This is a genomic window from Streptomyces sp. ITFR-6 (assembly GCF_031844725.1).
Taxonomy (GTDB): domain Bacteria; phylum Actinomycetota; class Actinomycetes; order Streptomycetales; family Streptomycetaceae; genus Streptomyces.
Genome location: NZ_CP134612.1, coordinates 2,867,738 through 2,882,604 on the forward strand (window position 1 = coordinate 2,867,738; position 14,867 = coordinate 2,882,604).

At 71.2% G+C, this 14,867-nt stretch carries 19 protein-coding genes; 8 read left to right on the top strand and 11 right to left on the bottom strand.

Annotation, left to right across the window (positions count from 1 at the left end; all coding sequences use genetic code 11):
- Positions 1–69 precede the first annotated feature (69 nt).
- A complete protein-coding gene (gene mgrA, locus RLT59_RS12670; RefSeq protein ID WP_311303500.1) occupies positions 70–1,110 on the top strand; it encodes an L-glyceraldehyde 3-phosphate reductase in 1,041 nt (346 codons plus the stop codon).
- 309 nt (positions 1,111–1,419) lie between these two features.
- Here mgrA and RLT59_RS12675 read toward each other — a convergent pair whose 3' ends face one another.
- The 3 genes from RLT59_RS12675 to RLT59_RS12685 all read right to left on the bottom strand — a co-directional run bounded on the left by RLT59_RS12675 (position 1,420) and on the right by RLT59_RS12685 (position 3,690).
- A complete protein-coding gene (locus RLT59_RS12675; RefSeq protein WP_311303501.1) occupies positions 1,420–1,878 on the bottom strand; it encodes a hypothetical protein in 459 nt (152 codons plus the stop codon).
- Between the two features lie 61 nt (positions 1,879–1,939).
- The gene (locus tag RLT59_RS12680) at positions 1,940–2,770 is read right to left on the bottom strand and encodes a class I SAM-dependent methyltransferase (RefSeq protein ID WP_311303502.1); all 831 of its coding nucleotides are present in this window, start codon (positions 2,768–2,770) and stop codon (positions 1,940–1,942) included.
- Between the two features lie 62 nt (positions 2,771–2,832).
- Positions 2,833–3,690 (bottom strand): prepilin peptidase, encoded by an 858-nt coding sequence (locus RLT59_RS12685; protein WP_311303503.1) that lies wholly within the window; start codon positions 3,688–3,690, stop codon positions 2,833–2,835.
- A 64-nt stretch (positions 3,691–3,754) separates the two neighbouring features.
- Here RLT59_RS12685 and RLT59_RS12690 point away from each other — a divergent pair, with 64 nt between their 5' ends.
- A complete protein-coding gene (locus RLT59_RS12690) occupies positions 3,755–4,147 on the top strand; it encodes a DUF192 domain-containing protein (protein WP_311303504.1) in 393 nt (130 codons plus the stop codon).
- A 13-nt stretch (positions 4,148–4,160) separates the two neighbouring features.
- On the opposite strand, the gene RLT59_RS12695 is transcribed toward RLT59_RS12690, so the two are convergent.
- Entirely contained in the window at positions 4,161–5,369 is a 1,209-nt protein-coding gene (locus RLT59_RS12695; protein WP_311303505.1) for a glycosyltransferase family 39 protein, read from the bottom strand.
- 75 nt (positions 5,370–5,444) lie between these two features.
- Positions 5,445–6,038: a hypothetical protein gene (locus RLT59_RS12700; protein ID WP_311303506.1), complete on the bottom strand. Its 594-nt coding sequence runs from the start codon at positions 6,036–6,038 to the stop codon at positions 5,445–5,447.
- Positions 6,039–6,318: 280 nt separating this feature from the next.
- Between RLT59_RS12700 and RLT59_RS12705 the strand changes: the two genes are divergently transcribed.
- A complete protein-coding gene (locus RLT59_RS12705; protein ID WP_399125313.1) occupies positions 6,319–6,615 on the top strand; it encodes a hypothetical protein in 297 nt (98 codons plus the stop codon).
- Positions 6,616–6,697: 82 nt separating this feature from the next.
- Positions 6,698–7,201, top strand: a complete 504-nt coding sequence (locus RLT59_RS12710) for a DinB family protein (protein WP_311303507.1) — start codon at positions 6,698–6,700, stop codon at positions 7,199–7,201.
- Here RLT59_RS12710 and RLT59_RS12715 read toward each other — a convergent pair.
- Both RLT59_RS12715 and RLT59_RS12720 read right to left on the bottom strand, forming a co-directional pair.
- Positions 7,198–8,157 (bottom strand): YihY/virulence factor BrkB family protein, encoded by a 960-nt coding sequence (locus RLT59_RS12715; RefSeq protein WP_311303508.1) that lies wholly within the window; start codon positions 8,155–8,157, stop codon positions 7,198–7,200. The two genes, RLT59_RS12710 and RLT59_RS12715, sit on opposite strands and share 4 nt — an antisense overlap.
- 222 nt (positions 8,158–8,379) lie before the next feature.
- The gene (locus tag RLT59_RS12720; protein WP_311303509.1) at positions 8,380–9,270 is read right to left on the bottom strand and encodes a nitroreductase/quinone reductase family protein; all 891 of its coding nucleotides are present in this window, start codon (positions 9,268–9,270) and stop codon (positions 8,380–8,382) included.
- 319 nt (positions 9,271–9,589) lie between these two features.
- Between RLT59_RS12720 and RLT59_RS12725 the strand changes: the two genes are divergently transcribed.
- Positions 9,590–9,973: a VOC family protein gene (locus RLT59_RS12725; protein ID WP_311303510.1), complete on the top strand. Its 384-nt coding sequence runs from the start codon at positions 9,590–9,592 to the stop codon at positions 9,971–9,973.
- Positions 9,974–9,982: 9 nt separating this feature from the next.
- On the opposite strand, the gene RLT59_RS12730 is transcribed toward RLT59_RS12725, so the two are convergent.
- Positions 9,983–10,366: a hypothetical protein gene (locus RLT59_RS12730; RefSeq protein WP_311303511.1), complete on the bottom strand. Its 384-nt coding sequence runs from the start codon at positions 10,364–10,366 to the stop codon at positions 9,983–9,985.
- A gap of 91 nt (positions 10,367–10,457) precedes the next feature.
- Complete coding sequence (locus RLT59_RS12735; RefSeq protein ID WP_311307709.1) at positions 10,458–10,865, bottom strand: ATP-binding protein; 408 nt, start codon at positions 10,863–10,865, stop codon at positions 10,458–10,460.
- Positions 10,866–11,267: 402 nt separating this feature from the next.
- On the opposite strand from RLT59_RS12735, the gene RLT59_RS12740 reads away from it, so the two are divergent.
- The 3 genes from RLT59_RS12740 (at position 11,268) to RLT59_RS12750 (ending at position 13,280) form a co-directional block, all read left to right on the top strand.
- The gene (locus RLT59_RS12740; RefSeq protein ID WP_311303512.1) at positions 11,268–12,134 is read left to right on the top strand and encodes a Sco1979 family transcriptional regulator; all 867 of its coding nucleotides are present in this window, start codon (positions 11,268–11,270) and stop codon (positions 12,132–12,134) included.
- Between the two features lie 29 nt (positions 12,135–12,163).
- Entirely contained in the window at positions 12,164–12,382 is a 219-nt protein-coding gene (locus RLT59_RS12745) for a DUF397 domain-containing protein (RefSeq protein ID WP_399126887.1), read from the top strand.
- 82 nt (positions 12,383–12,464) lie between these two features.
- Positions 12,465–13,280, top strand: a complete 816-nt coding sequence (locus RLT59_RS12750; protein WP_311303514.1) for an SAM-dependent methyltransferase — start codon at positions 12,465–12,467, stop codon at positions 13,278–13,280.
- A gap of 279 nt (positions 13,281–13,559) precedes the next feature.
- On the opposite strand, the gene RLT59_RS12755 is transcribed toward RLT59_RS12750, so the two are convergent.
- Both RLT59_RS12755 and RLT59_RS12760 read right to left on the bottom strand, forming a co-directional pair.
- Complete coding sequence (locus tag RLT59_RS12755) at positions 13,560–14,159, bottom strand: OmpA family protein (RefSeq protein ID WP_311303515.1); 600 nt, start codon at positions 14,157–14,159, stop codon at positions 13,560–13,562.
- Positions 14,160–14,215: 56 nt separating this feature from the next.
- The gene (locus tag RLT59_RS12760; RefSeq protein ID WP_311303516.1) at positions 14,216–14,830 is read right to left on the bottom strand and encodes a hypothetical protein; all 615 of its coding nucleotides are present in this window, start codon (positions 14,828–14,830) and stop codon (positions 14,216–14,218) included.
- Between the last annotated feature and the right edge of the window lie 37 nt (positions 14,831–14,867).

The window sequence follows — 14,867 nt, forward strand, 5'->3', positions numbered from 1 at the left end:
CCACATTACTGCGCAGGCGCCGCACCGGCCCAACCCGGCCTGTCACAAGTCCGTGATAAAGAGGGAAACGTGACTGAATCCTCTTCCTATTACCGGGCCGTCGGCACGCGCTACGACTCCATGGAGTACCGGCGCACCGGCCGCAGCGGCCTCAAGCTCCCCGCCGTCTCGCTCGGCCTCTGGCACAACTTCGGCGACGACCGCGCGCTCGACTCGCAGCGGGCCATCCTGCGCCGCGCGTTCGACCTCGGGGTGACCCACTTCGACCTGGCCAACAACTACGGCCCGCCGCCCGGCTCCGCCGAGCTGAACTTCGGGAAGCTCTTCCGGCAGGACTTCGCCCCGTACCGCGACGAGCTGGTGATCTCCACCAAGGCCGGGTACGACATGCACCCCGGCCCCTACGGCGAGTGGGGCTCGCGCAAGTACCTGCTGTCCTCGCTCGACGCCTCGCTGAAGCGGATGGGCCTCGACTACGTCGACATCTTCTACTCGCACCGCTTCGACCCGGACACCCCGTTGGAGGAGACGATGGGGGCCCTGGCCTCCGCCGTGCGGCAGGGCAAGGCGCTGTACGTGGGGGTGTCCTCGTACAACTCCGAGCAGACCGCGGAGGCGGCCCGGCTGCTCAGGGAGATGGGCGTCCCGGCCCTGATCCACCAGCCGTCCTACTCGATGATCAACCGCTGGACGGAGGAGGACGGGCTGCTGGACACGCTGGAGGCGGCCGGTATGGGCTGCATCTCCTTCGTGCCGCTCGCCCAGGGGCTGCTGACCAACAAGTACCTGAAGGGCATCCCGGAGGGTTCGCGCGCCACCCAGGGCAAGTCCCTCAACCCGGACCTGCTCTCCGACGAGGTGGTGCGCCGGCTCAACGGGCTGAACGACATCGCGCGGGGCCGCGGCCAGTCGCTGGCCCAGCTCGCGCTCAACTGGGTGCTGCGGGACAGCCGTATGACGTCGGCTCTGATCGGCGCGTCGAGTGTGCGGCAGCTGGAGGAGAACGTCGCGGCGCTGGCCGGTCCGGCTCTGACCGCGGCGGAGCTGAAGGAGATCGACACCTTCGCCGTGGACACCGCCGGCACGAACATCTGGGCCGGACGGGCCTGACGGCCGGGCCCCGAGTGCGCCGGGGCACAGAACCGGAGCGCAAACCCGGGGCACAAAAAAACGGGCCGGTCCGTGGGGGGGGGTTACGGACCGGCCCGAGGGGGGGTTTCCACCATAACCCTTCGTAAGTGCTGCTGCGTGCATCGCCGCCAAATAATTACTCTCCGGATGTGCGGGGCTCCGTTGTGAGCACGGAATACGGGCCTCCGGCCCCCCTGGACCTGCGCGGACGCCCGGCGGCGTCGCCTTGACGCCCGAGGCGCCCACGAGACGTACACAGGACGTGCACATTCCGGCCGCCGGTCGCCGTCAGGTGGTGGACGCCGCGCCCCGGTGGCCCCGGGTGAACCTGATGCCCACGGTGTCCCCGCCGATGACCACGAAGCGGCCGCCCTCGCAGCGGATGACGGCCTCGTGGACCTCGCCCCGGTCGTCCCGGCGCTCCTCGGTACTCAGCACCGTCCAGCCGCCGTCGGGCGGCTGCGGCAGGTTCGCCATCGTGGCGAACTCCCACTGGGCGGCCGGTACGCACCAGTCGGGAAGGTCCGGCCAGGTGCCGGAACCGACGTGCAGGGTGCCGTCCGAGGCGCAGGTCAGCAGCACCGACTGGCTGTCGGACAGCAGGAATTCGACGGCCTCCGGCTCCCCCATCCGCCCCTCCGGGCGGTAGAACACACCGAGGACGCCGACGATCCGGGCGCCTCTGAGCCACTCGGCGTTCCGCTGCCGCGGGCCGCTCGTGGCTTCCTCGTCGCTGCCGACCCTCATGGTCTGGCTCCTTCCCCCTGCGCTCAGCGACCAGAGTGCCATCCCCGGGCGCGGGAAGGGGCTACGCGGGTGAGACCGGCCGCCCGGGTTTGCGGGCCTCGATCAGAAAGCGGGTCGGGTGGGCGACGAACGGCCCCTCTTCCTCGATCAGCCGGTGCAGCGCGGCGAGTTGCGGCCGGTACCGCTCGACGGTGAAGCCCGGCACCATCCAGATCACCTTGCGCAGGAAGTAGACGACCGCGCCGATGTCGAGGAACTCGGTGCGCAGCCGCTCGAACCGCAGGTCGACGACTTCGAGACCGGCCGCCTCCGCGGCGGCGCGCGCCTGTTCCGGGTCGCGGCTGCCCCGCACCTCCGGCGGCTGCGGGCCGAGGAAATACTCCACGAGCTCGATGACGCTGGCGGGGCCCACCTGTTGGGAGAAGTACGTGCCGCCGGGCGCCAGGACCCGGGCGATCTCGTCCCACCAGGTGGTCACCGGATGCCGGCTGACGACCAGGTCGAACGCCGCGTCGCCGAACGGCAGCGGGGGCTCGTCCGCGTCCGCCACCACGGCCGCGCCGAGCGGGTGCAGCAGGGCGGTGGCGCGGGCGATGTTCGGCGGCCAGGACTCGGTGGCGACGGCCAGCGGCGGCAGCTTCGGCGCGGCGGCGAGGACCTCACCGCCGCCGGTCTGGATGTCGAGCGCGGCGCTCGCCCGGCCCAGCCGCTCCCCCATGGCGCGGGCGTAGCCCCAGGAGGGCCGCTGCTCGGTGGCCCGGCCGTCGAGCCAGGAGAAGTCCCAGCCGGCGACGGAGACGGTGTCCGCCTCGGTGACGAGAGCGTCGAACCGGGCGCGCCCGGCCGCCTCCGCCGTTTCCGCCGTCTGCTTGTCTTCGGGTGTTCCGTGCATGCGGAAAGGATCCCAGCCGGACCCCGCCGCGCGCGACCGGATATCGGCCGCCCGGCAGCCGCTCAGGCGGCCAGTCCGCCGAGGAGGACGCCCAGCAGCGCCCCGGCGATCATGAACGGGCCGAACGGGATGCCCGTCCTGCGCCCGGCGCGCCGCATGATCATCAGCGCCAGGCCGTACACCGCGCCGAACAGGAACCCGGCGAAGCCCCCGGCGAACACGACGGCCCAGCCGTACCAGCCGAGCACCACGCCCAGCGAGAGCGCGAGCTTCACGTCGCCGAAGCCCATTCCGTTCGGGTTGACGAGGAAGAGCAGGAGGTAGAAGGCGCCGAGGCCGACGCCGCCGAGCAGCGCGGACAGCCAGGAGCCGCCGTGCTCCGGCAGCAGCGCGGCGACGCCCAGAAGCGCGGCGGCCGCCCCGGCGGCAGGCAGCGTCAGCTCGTCCGGCAGCCGGTGGACGCGGCGGTCGATGGCCGCGAGGAGTACGGCGACGGGGACGAGCAGCAGCCACACGGCGAGCTCGGGACGGGCCCCGGTGGTCGCGGCGACGGCGGCGCAGCCGAGGGCGGAGACGGGGGGTGCGAGGAGGGCGGGCGCGTAGCGCGGCCCGCCGCGGTGCCGGGGCGTGGCGGGCGGGGCGTCCGGGGCTTTGCCGGTGTCCGGGGCGTCCGGGGCTTTGCCGGTGTCCGGGGCGCCGGTTTCCGTATGTACGGCGGCCGTTGCCCCCGCCGCCGCGCAGGCGGTGCAGCGCGCGGAGCCGAGCCAGCCCCGGCCCGGCCCGGTGAGGGCGTGGCCGGCCGGGCAGGCGTCCCGCCACGCGTCCTCGGGTTCGACGGAGAACCGGTAGGCGGCGCGCGGGACCAGCAGTCCGGTCGCGGCACCCCAGAGGGCTGCGACCACTATCAGCGTGGCGTACACCTCACCGACCCTAGGCCACTCTGTTACCGCCCGGGGGACAGCAGTTGGCGCTACCGTCATGGACATGGCCCGATGGCGCAATGGCACTGGAACGCTGACGTTCGCGGACCCGGAGGGGGAACGGGAGACGGAGATACCGCTACGGATCGCGGCCTCTTACCGGCACCGGAGCCGTGGGCTGCTCGGGCAGGACGGCATCGAGGGCGCGCTGCTGATCACCCCGTGCGGGAGTGTGCACTCCTTCCGCATGCGGTTCACGATCGATGTGGCCTATCTGGACCGGAAGTTGAACGTGGTGGCGGTCCACACCATGAAGCCCGGACGGCTGGGCCTCCCCCGGCTCCGCGCCCGGCACGTGATCGAGGCCGAGGCCGGCGCGATGGCGAGGTGGGGACTGCGGCCGGGCGTGCGGGTGGGGATCGCGCAGGGCGACGGCCCCTCGGCGACGCGGCCGTGAGCACGGGCCCGGCTCAGGGCGGGCCGGAGCCCAACAGCGTCCAGGCCCCGTATGCGGCGGAGGCGGCGGCGAGCACCGCGAGGACCGTCGCCGTGCGGGCCGTGGAGCGCAGCCTCAGCAGGGCGACGGCGGGCGGCAGGAGAAGCGGGAACGCCGGCATCATCAGCCGGGGCCGGGAGCCGAAGTAGCCGGAGCCGATCAGCGAGATGACGACGACGGCGATCCCGTAGACGAGTACGGGGAGCGGCTGGCGCTGCCGCACGCACAGGTACACCAGCCATCCGAGCCCGGCCAGCGCCGCGCACAGCCCGAGCGCCCCCGGCAGCGGAAGGCCGAGGACGAACGTGGCGAGGGCGGCGCCGCCGTCGATGCTGTTGCCCCACTGGGCCTGGACGTCGAAGTAGGCGAACGGGCTGCCCTCGCGCACCGCGGCGAACACCACGTACGCGAGCCAGCCCAGCGGCGCGACGAGCACTCCGGCCAGCATCCGGCCGTTGCGGCGGACGATGCCGTCGCTGTCGCCTGCCCGGTACTCGCGTACGAGCGTCACGGCGGCGGTGATCGCGAGGGCGGCGATGAGCGCGGCGGCGGACGGGCGGGTCAGCCCGGCCAGTACGCACAGCGCGCCGGCCACGATCCACCGCCGGGTCAGCACGGCGTACAGCGACCAGGCGGCAAGCGCGGTGAACAGGGTCTCGGTGTACGCCATCGACTGGACGAACGCCGTCGGGTACACCCCCCACAGCGCGGCCAGCGCCACCCCGGCCCGGCGCCCGTACAGCCGCGCTCCGACGGCGAAGATCCCCCAGGCCGCGAGGAGACCGGCCAGCCACGCCACCAGCAGTCCGGCGCCCGCGAGACCGAGCGGCGTCACCTCCGCGATGCCGCGCTCCAGTGCGGGCAGCAGCGGAAAGAAGGCCAGGTCGGAGTGGATGGAGCCGTCGGGGAGCGTGACGGTGTAGCTGTAGCCGTGCTCGGCGACCCGCTGGTACCAGATCGAGTCCCAGCGCTCGGCGAGCAGGTGGAAGGCGTCCTTCCCCGCTGCGGACGCGGCCGCCCAGAAGACGACGAGCCCGATGATCCGCACGGCCGCGTAGGAGCCGAGCGCCGGCGCCGCGGAGGCGAGTGCGGCGGCGGCCCGCGCACGGAGCGGCCGGTGCTCCCGCGGAGGCTGCGGGCGCGGCCGGGGGTGGGTGGCCTGCGGGGAGGGTTCTGCGGACATACGGCCGATTATCGCCGTTGCGGGGTGACCGCTCCCAGCGTGCCCGGGGCTGCCGGGAAAGGGCAGGGCCGACGTTCACCGGCTGGGGACCTCGCTGCCGTAGACGACCCAGGGCGATTGCTCGAAGGAGCCCACCCCGAAGAGCTGCGGCTGTCTGGAGGCGACCTCGGACCGCACGGCCAGGGTGTCCGGCCAGCAGTCGAAGTACACCGAGCCCTTCACGATGAACCCCCTCCAGTCCGTCGCCGCCGACGCGCCCTCGCGGTCGACCACGAAGCCGACGCACAGGACGGAGGCCCTGCCTATCGCCTCCCGTATCGCGCGGACGACCGCTTCCCGCTCGTCGCTGGTCAGCGCGCCGAGGGCGAACTGCAGCGCGACCGTCCCGTCGTCCGTCCGCCGGACCCGGGCCGGGATCTCCGCTCCGCTGCTCACCCAGAGCAGGAAGTCGACCTGGTCCAGCCGTTGCAGGCCGGCCAGGAGCACCAGCTGGTCCCTGGTCACCCATGACTGGGTGCCCGGCGGTGCGGCCCCCGGGCTGATGAGCGTGATGCGCCGCGTGGCCGGGTGCGCGGGACATACGCCGGCCGCCTCCAGATCCGCGAGCAGCGATTCCGCATCGGGGCGGCTCCAGCCCACGTGATACGAGTAGAAGAATCCGTCACTCATGACAGCGCACCCCATTTAAAGTGTGGCCACCCGCCCATCCGGACAAGCCGGTTGAGGGGCGACCGCCCTACAGGTCAGGTAGAGCGTGAAGATCCCTGCGCACCGGAGCGCGCCCGGCCGGCCGCCTTGCCGCGGCGGCGGTTCGGACGGCTCGCGGTTGGTCGGTCATGAGCCTAGTCAGCCCCGCTGCCGGGTGCGTGGGCCCTGGGGCCCATGCGTGGACCCCAAGAAAGGAACAGGGATCGCGGAGATGCGGCGATACGGAGAACGGAGCCGTCTCGTGACCACGTGGGTCCGGCCGGCCGGCGGGGACGAGGTGGCGGCGTACGCGGACGGGATCCGGCGGGTGTACGCGGAGGCCTTCGCCGGGCCCCCGTGGCACGAGGACCCGGCCATGGCCGACGGCTATGTGGAGCGGCTGGCCGGGGATGCCCGGCGTCCCGGATTCGTGGCCGCGCTCGCCCTGAGCCGCGATGAGCGCGCGAGGGGCGACGCCGAGACGTACGGCGAGGCCGAAGGCGGCACGGTGGTGGGGTTCGCAACGGCCTGGACCACGCCCGGCCCGGCCGGTACGTGAGAACAGCGGCCGGTTCATGACGAACACCGGCGGGGTCTTAAGCGGTGGACAGGCCGCCGGTGAACCGTCAGGGTGTACCGCGATGACACGCACTGATGCACCTTCCGCCTGGGACGAGCGCACCCAGCTGACCACCTTCCTCGACTACGCACGAGCGAGCGCACTGGCCAAGTGCGAGGGCCTCACGCAGGAGGACGCGTGCAAGGCGCTGCTGCCGGGTTCGCCGCTGATGACCATCGCGGGTGTGGTCAACCACCTCCGCTGGGTCGAGTACGCCTGGTTCGAGATCGACTTCCTCGGCGGCAAGGACGAGGGCCCGTGGACCGACGAGGACCCCGACCGCGAGATGCGCATCGCCCTGGACATGCCGCTCGCCGTCGTACTGGCGGAGTACGAGGAGCAGTCCGCCCGCTACCGCGAGCTCGTCGCCGCCCATGACCTGGACACCCGGGCCGAGCGTCCGCGATCCGACGGCGACCGCCCCGATCTGCGCTGGATCCTGCTGCACCTCATCGAGGAGACCGCCCGGCACAACGGCCACCTCGACATCATCCGGGAGATCATCGACGGCACCACGGGGTCCTAGGACGTGGGTTCGCCCCCGGCGCCGTCCTCGGTCCCGTCGTGGCCGTCGGTCCGGGGGCGGGCGCCCGCGCGCCCCACCCGGTTCAGCTCCACGTTGAACTGGGCGCCCGTCAGCAGCGCCAGGTTGGTGAACCACACCCAGATCAGGAACACCACCAGCCCGGCCAGTGACCCGTACAGCCTGCTGTAGGAACCGATGTACGTCGCGTACAGCGCGAATCCCGCCGAGGCGACCAGCCACAGGAGCGCGGCGAGCACTCCTCCCGGCAGGGCCCGGCGCGATCCGCGCGCCGACGCCGGACCGGTCCGGAAGAGGACCGTGATCAGGCAGGCGGCCAGACAGAGCAGCACGGGCCACTTCAGTACCGCCCACACCGCGTCCCCCAGGTGCGCCAGGCCGATCCGGTGCCCGAGCCAGCGGGCCAGCGGTCCGGAGAGCACGAGGGCGAACGCGCTGGTCATCAGGAGCAGCAGCAGGCCGATCGCCGTCGCCACGATGATGTGTGCCTTGCGCAGGGCGGGCCGGGTGTCCGGTACCCCGTGCATCGCGTGCAGCGCCCGCCGGAACACGGCCAGGTAGCTGGACGCGGACCAGACCGCGCTGAGGGTCCCGGTCGCGACCAGCAGCCACACCGCCGTCCGCTGCTGCGTGGCCGCCACGAGCGGCTCGCGCAGCGCGGCGCCGGACTCCGCGGGGGCGAAGGCGGTGATGTCCGCGATCAGCGCGTCGGTGGCCCGGGGGTTGGCCAGCCCGATGACGGAGACCGTCACCAGAAGCGCCGGGAGCAGCGCGAGTATGGCGTAGTACGTCAGGGCCGCCGCCCAGTCCGAGAGGTCGTCGTTCCACAGGGAGACGGGCGTCCGCCGCAACGCGACGGACCAGCGCCGCGCGGGCCCGGGATGCCCGGTGGCCCGGGGCGGCGCCCCGGTGGCGGTGTCGCTTGTCTTGCTGAACACGGATGGGTCTCCGGGGGACGTAGGAGGGCGGGCGGCACAGCCGGGGCGCCTCCCGCCGCCGCGCAGGCGGGGGGACGCGGGAGACGCCCTGTGCTGCCTATCTTCTTCTGCTCCGGTTTGCCGCTGTTACTCCGGACGCCGGTGAGGTCTGCGGTGCCCGCGGCGTAGGTGACCCCAGCCGCGGGCCCTGCCGCACCGGACGACGCCGGGGACCGGCTCACATCAGCTCGGACCGGTGGCCGCCTCCGCGGGAGGGGCGGGCGGCCAGGGCACGTCGGCCAGGAGGGGGACGATCGTTTCCTCCTCGTAGTCGAGGTGCGCGTTCAGCTCTGCCGACATCCGCGCCAACTCGGCCCGGAAACGGTCCGGTTCCGCGATCGCGATACCGGCGAGCAGCTCCGCGAGCGCCGTCTGGATCCGTGCGACGGCGCGGTGTTCCTCGTCGAGCCGGGCGAAGGTGTCGCCCACATCGGGGTGGTACCGCGCGATGCCGGGGAACAGGTGCCCGTCCTCGCTGGTGTGGTGGAACTCAAGGGCCTGGCAGAACGCCAGGCAGCGCTGCCTGATCTGCAGCCCGAGGCCCGGCACCGGCGGCTCGTCCGGTCCGCGACGGTCCGCGCGCCCGGCGAAGTGGGCGTCCGCCTCCGCCGCCACCTGCCGCAGCTGGCCGCGCAGCCACGTGTGGACCTCCATGACCTTGTCGGCCAGGGTGCGGACCTCACCGGGCCGCCACCCCTCGGGATCGGCGCGCTCCAGTACGACGACGGGCAGCACCCGCTCCGTCCGGGCCTGGTAGTCGGCGTACCCGGGGACGCGCTTCACCGCGTGCGCGAACAGTTCGTCGCGCCGGTCCCCCTCTGCGGGGACCGCGAGGACCTGGAAGGTGCTGGTCCCGATCTCCACCCGGACCACCGGGTGGGCGAGGAGGTCGTGGTACCAGCCGGGGTGACCCGGCGCGCCGGAGCCGGAGCCGATGAGCAGGATCAGCTCGCCGTGCCGGACGTAGCCGAGCGGAGTGGTGCGCTCGGTTCCCGATCTGGCGCCGGTGGTCGTCAGGAGCAGGAGGTCGGCACCTTCGGACTCGATGGTCGTTTCATCGAAAGACGTGGGCATACGGATGTGTGTCTCCGGAGCTTCGGTGATTCCGCAGTGGCTGCGGTCATGGCGTGTGGTGTGGTGACGTGCCCAGGACGGAGCGACCGCACAGCCTCTGCTGCTGGAGAGGGTGCGGTGGCGTTCGGTCAGGCGCGGGGAGCGGAGTATGAACTCATGACGGACCCCTGAGTGAAGGGTGCTCGCCCGATCACCGGCCGGCCCACTGCTCTTTGGCCAGCGTCACGCGACACCGCGTCCATTACACGTATCCGCGGGGCACCTGTCAACGCGCCCGCCGCCGCTGGCGGACCGGGCCGCGCTCGGGCAGGCTGAGGGGATGGTCTCGGTAGTACAGAACGTCGCGATCGACTGCTCGGACGCCTATGAACTGGCTTGTTTCTGGAGTGAGGTGACCGGCTGCCCGCTGCACCCGCAGGACGGGCCGGGCGACCGGGAGATCCAGGTGATGCTCCCGGAGGGCCCGCTGCTGTACTTCAACCAGGTGCCGGAGCCGAAGACGGTCAAGAACCGGATCCACCTGTGCCTGCGCCCGACGACGTCGCGCGAGGAGGAGACCGAGCGGCTGCTGGCGCTGGGAGCCACTCTGGTCACCGACCGCAGGGAGCCCGGCGGTGCGGGCTGGGCCGTCCTCGCCGATCCTGAGGGCAATGAGTTCTGCGTCCTGCGCAGCGACTCCGACCGTGCCGCGACGGCCTCCTGAGCCCTCGCGTCAGCTGGCCTCTTCGCTCTTCGACGACGACAGGGGCGCCCAGGTGTAGCGGACGCGCACGCCCTGGTCCTTGAGCCAGGCGGTCTCGCGGCGGCGCAGTTCGGTCGCGGACTCCGGGGCGATGGCGCTGGGCCAGCGGACGAGCACCTCGGTAACATGGCCGGTTCTCACCAGTTGTCTCACCCGCCGCCACCCTCTGCGCTGCGCCGGGTCGGGCTCGCCGTAGGTGTCGGTGACGACCTCGGAGATCGTCAGCCCGCGCTCCTGGGCGAACGCGTGGCCCTCTGTCCGGGCTCGCTGCGTGGCCGCACCGGGGGCGCGGGGGGCCCGGTCGGCGCACACGTACAGCACTACCGGGGTCGCGGTCTCACCGTGGGGGGTCATGGCTGCCTTCTGTCATTGCATCGAGGAACGGGGATTCCTCGCCGCGCACAGGGGGGCGTAGCGGGGCCGTGCTGCGTCGACACCCCTGGCGTCAGGGGTTGGCCGCCAACTCCGCCCAGACGACCTTGCCTTCGGCACGGGCCGAGCGTGCGGAGCCCCAGCGGTCCGCGAGTTGACGCACCAGGAGCAGGCCTCGCCCGCTCTCCTCGTCCGGCCCGGCGAGGTGACCGGTCGGGCGGACCGGGGTGCGGCCCTCGTCGTGGAGCTCGATACGCAGCCGCCGCTCGTCGCCGGTCAGCGTGAGGCCGCACAGGACACGGCCGCTGTCGGTGTGCAGCACGGCGTTCGTGGTCAGCTCGGAGACCAGCAGCACCGCGTCGCAGCACGTGTCGCCCGGCACCTTCCAGGCGCGGAGCCGGTCCCGCACGGTGTCGCGGGCGGATCTCGCGCTGGTGCGCAGGGCGGGCAGGCCGAACCAGAACTCCCGACAGGGCCCCATCAAGGCTAAGGCGGAGGTCGAGGGCGGGGCGGGGGCAGAGGACGTGGGCAGAGTCACGGATGTCGCCTTCCAGTGTCTTCCGGGGGGCAGGCGCGGTATGGGGGTGCGGGCCGCGGCCCGAGGAGTGAGAGGCGGGTACGGCGGCAGGGCCCCCGCGGTAGCGGGCCGAGGCAGGCGCCCAGCGGTGCGGCGCCGACGACGACGGCATCGGCATCACGCGTCCCGTCCGGACCGGATGCTGCGCCAGAGCTGCGACTTGACCACTCACATGTCAACTATCGCGTGATAGCACTCGCGCTGCAACCGACTCCCTGATAATTTCAGCAGCGCGGGTATCACTCTGGCGTCGTCATCAAGCCACTGCAACAATGGTGTTGTTGATGAAGCCTCAGGAGGTTGGGCGTGAGCGAAAGCCGTTCCGGCACCAGCGCGCCGACAGTCCTGCGCATGATCCTCGGACGCCGGCTGCAGGACATCCGTCTCGCGGCCGGTGCCTCGCTGGAGGACGCGGCGAAGGCGCTGCGCGTGACACCCCTGACGATCCGCCGGCTGGAGAAGGCCGAGGTCGCGCTGAAGCCTCTCTACGTGGAGAAGCTTCTGGAGACCTTCGGCGCGGACCGCCAGGAGATAGACGAGTTCGTCGATCTGGCCGAGCAGGCCAACGAGCCCGGCTGGTGGCACTCCTACCGCGACGCCGTGCCCAGCTGGTTCACCGCCTACGTCAGCCTGGAGACGGGCGCCCAGACCCTGCGCACGTATGAGCCCCAGTACGTGACCGGTCTTCTGCAGACCCACGACTACGCCCGTGCGGTGCTGCGCGGCGGGCTGCCGAACGGCAGCGACGAGGAGCTGACCCGCCGGGTGGAGCTGCGGCTGCGCCGCCAGAGCCTGCTTGAGCGGGAGGACGCTCCCACGCTGTGGGTGGTCATGGAGGAGGCCGTCCTGCACCGGACGGTGGGCGGCGCCGACGTGATGCGGGAGCAGATCGAACGGCTCCTGGATGTGTCCGAGCTGCCCCATGTCAGCCTCGACGTCGTGTCGTTCGAGGCGGGCGCACACGTCGGGGCCTGCGCCCCGTTCACATACTTCCGGTTCGCGGAACCCGAGCTGCCGGACATCGTCTACAGCGAAATCCTGTCCGCCTCCGTCTACCTGGACCAACGAGCGGACGTCGTCTCCCACCTTGAGGCACATTCCCGTATGGCGCTGCTGACGTCGTCCGAGGACAGCAGAGCGCTCTTGAACCGCATGCGCAAGGAGTACTCGTGACGATCACCGACAAATACGTCTACAACGGAATGTCGGCCCGCGACCTCGGGGAACAGGGCTGGGAGCGGCCCTGGAGCGGGCCGAACGGCGGTCAGTGTGTCGAGACGAAGAAGCTCGACGACGGCCGGGTCGCCGTACGGCAGTCGACCGACCCGGCCGGACCGGCGCTGATCTACGCGCCCGAGGAGATCGCCGCGTTTCTCCGCGGGGTCAAAGAGGGCCTTGCCGATCACTTGGCCGCCGGGTGAACCGGTGGCGGACGGAAGGGACGGCGACACCGATCCCGTCCCCGGCCTGCGGGCTGACAGACACACACACGAAGGGGAGCACATGACCACCAGGCAGGCCGGCCGGGATCTCGACACGAGCAGGGCGCACTCGGCCCGGATGTACGACTACTACCTCGGCGGCAAGGACCACTTCGAGGTCGACAAGGTGGCCGCCTTGCTCGCCGTCGAGGCCAACCCCAGTCTCCCCGTGGTGGCCCGCGAGAACCGGGCGTTCATGCACCGGGCCGCGCGGGTTCTGGCGCAGGAACACGGCATCCGCCAGTGGCTGGACATCGGCACGGGCATCCCGACCGAGCCCAATCTGCATCAAATCGCCCAGTCTCTGGCACCCGAGGCCCGTGTGGTGTACGCGGACAACGACCCTCTCGTCCTGAAGTACGCCGAACGCCTCATGCGCAGTACAACGCAGGGACGCACGGCCTATGTCGAGGGCGACATCACCGATCCCGACACACTGATGAGCGCGGTCCGGGACACGGGGGTACTGGACTTCACCCAGCCGGTCGCTCTCAGCCTCAACGCGATCCTGCACTTCGTCATAGACGCGCAGGAGCCGTACGCCATCGTCCGCCGACTGCTGGACTCCCTCCCGGTCGGCAGCGCCCTCGCCATAAACCACTGCACGCCCGACTACGACCCCGAGACCTGGAACAAGGTCGTGGAGGTCTACAACAGTGCCGGCACTCCGGCGCAGGTCCGCTCACACAGCGAGGTCAGCCGCTTCTTCGACGGCCTCGACCTGCTCGCCCCCGGCGTCAGCGTCTGCCACCGCTGGCGTCCCGCTGGACCCACCGACGGGACGGAGCCCAAGGATGCCGAGATCAGCCTGCTCGCGGGCGTGGGCATAAAGCGCTGACCGGCACTGCCGATCACCGGTCCGCCCTGGGGCACGGGGGTGTCCAGGACGGACCGGGTGGCCGGAGCATTCACTTCAGGCTGATGGCGGCCGGGGGCGTGCTGGGCCGGCGGGCATCGGCGTCCCCGTCGTGAGAGCCAGCGGCGTCCGGCGCAGCCGTTGCAAACCGCCTGAACCGACTGTCCCGGAACTACGGCGGATCTGCCGCCGCTCGGCCGTTCCCCCGAGACTCTGCCGGGACACATGGGAGTCTGCAAGTCGTCCGGCCCGGAAGTCGGGTCAGGAGGAGCCTCCGCGCGGGAAGGAGACCTCGACGCGGCGGTTCTTCTTCCGGCCCTCTTCCGTGCTGTTGTCGGCGATCGGGTACTGCTCGCCGTAGCCGCGGATCTCGAAGGTGACGGTCGCGTCGAGCTCGCTGGACAGCACCTTGTTCACCGCCTCGGCGCGCTGCTTCGACAGCACGTCTCCGTGGGCGGAGGAGCCGAGGTTGTCCGTGAAGCCGAATACCCGCACCTTGGTGGCGTTCTGCTTCTTGGCCTCAGCGGCGATGCCGGCGATACGCGAGTTGGCCTCGGCGCTCAGCTTCGCGCTGTCCTTGCCGAAGAGGACCTCGGCCTGGAGGGCGAACTTGATGTCCGCGTTCGTGTCCTCGCGGCGCTCCTCCCCGCCTTGGTCCTCGACCACCTGGATGATGTCGAGCACTCTGGCTGGAGCAAGCTTGCTGCCCTCCGGCATCTTGAGGTCGGGATCGCCCCCGTCCACCTCGACCGGTGGCGTTTCCGAGGCTTCCGTCCCCGGAGGCACGCTCGGACCGTCATCCGCCTGTGCCGCCGAGGCGCCGAAGACCGACACACAAGACAGCAGGAAGGCAGTGACCATGATTGTTCCCGCAATCTGCCTCGGCTGACGCGATGATGTGTAGGTCATGTCAGACATCACCCAGAGATCTTCAGCGAAGTGGTCGCAAACGTCGGCAGCGTGAAGTCAACCTCGGTCGTTGTGCTCGGCGGCGCCGGGAACTGCATGAATACCGGGGTGGACTTGCCCGGCTGGACCGCCGACATGTCCGATGTGCAGAGGCACCGGCCGTCCGTGTCACGGAGGATGTAGTAGCGCTTCTTGCCCGTCTTGTCCACCAACGTCGCGCCGGCGACGGAATTGAGGTTCCTGTTCACGATGTTGATCTCGGTGCCGACCCATGCGGAAGGGTTCACGGGTGTGTCGCCCTTGTTGGTCAGCTCGCCCTGCACCGTTACGAACCCACCCGAGTCGCGCTTCACCTGATTGATCACCAGCAGCATGCCCTTGTCGCCCCTGACCTGAGCCAGATTCGCATTCGGGTCCACCGGGTCCCCGGCGGCGGTGTCCTGGGCCGTCTCCTTGTCGTCGTCGGTTGCCTTTCCGGAAGGCTTCGCGGACGACGGCGTTCCAGGGTCCTTCGCGCCCCCGCCGTCGTCACCACCGCAACCAGTGACGACGAGGGCCAGGGCAGCCGCCAGCGAGGCGGCTGTCACCGCCCTTCTGGACTTCGTGGTGCGCCGAATGCTCATGGACTCAGAATCCTTTACTCGTCTGTTCATGGTTCGC